The organism is Amycolatopsis sp. WAC 01416 (assembly GCF_003947485.1).
GTDB lineage: Bacteria > Actinomycetota > Actinomycetes > Mycobacteriales > Pseudonocardiaceae > Amycolatopsis.
In genome coordinates this window covers 1-930 of sequence record NZ_QHHX01000027.1, presented here as the reverse complement: position 1 = coordinate 930, position 930 = coordinate 1, and the positions used below count along the sequence as shown (strand labels likewise).

1 protein-coding gene is annotated in these 930 nt (G+C 64.5%); it reads left to right on the top strand.

Annotated elements, in window-relative coordinates:
* Positions 1–915: transposase family protein (locus tag DL990_RS41135; RefSeq protein ID WP_233620726.1), on the top strand; the 915-nt coding region annotated here is incomplete at its 5' end.
* Positions 916–930 lie beyond the last annotated feature (15 nt).

Below are 930 nucleotides of genomic sequence, written 5' to 3'. Positions count from 1 at the left end.
ATGAAAGGCCCCTTCATTGAGCCTTTTTCATCCTGGTGGTGGGGTAGGTGTGTTGGTGCTGTGAACGTGGCGAAGCTCCTGGTAGATGGATCGTCGACCAAGATCAACCCAGGAGCCACCAGGAGCTTCGCTGTGCTTTCTTACCCGTCGGTGATCGAGGTGTCCATCACCACGCTGCGGTATGTCGTCAAGGTCATCCGTGATCACCTGAAGCGGATCGGATCACCGTGGCGACGGCTGTCCCCGGTGCAGCAGGCCGTGCTGGTGCTGGCCCATCTGCGCAACGGTGACACCTATGCCCGGCTCGCCGCGGGATACGGCGTCGGCATCGCCACGGTGTTCCGCTATATCCGCGAAACCACACGGCTCCTGGCCGAGCGGGCCCCCACGCTGACCGGCGCGTTGTGGCAACTCGCGTGGAGCCACAACAACTACGGCATCCTCGACGGCACAGTGATCCGGACCGACCGCATCGCCGCGAACCGGCCGTTCTACTCCGGCAAACACCGCTATCACGGCATCAACCTGCAAGGACTCACCGATCCCTACGGCCGCCTGTTGTGGATCTCCGACGGACAGCCCGGCGCCGTCAACGACACCGCCGCCGCCCGCCACCATCAGATTCCCGGCCTCGCCGAGCAGGCCGGGATCCTGCTCCTAGCCGACACCGGCTACCACCAGATCGCCCCAGGCGTGATCACGCCCTACAAAAACACCCGCAACAAACACCAGACACCACGCCCCCTGGCACCGGCCTACAAAGCCGCCAACACCGCCCACGCCGCCACCCGCGGCCGCGGCGAACGCGGCTTCGCCACCCTCAAAAACTGGCGCATCCTCACCCGCGCCCGCTGCAGCACCCACCACGTCACCACCCACGCCAAAGCCATCCTCACCCTCGAACACCAAGGATGAAAAAGGCTCATTGCA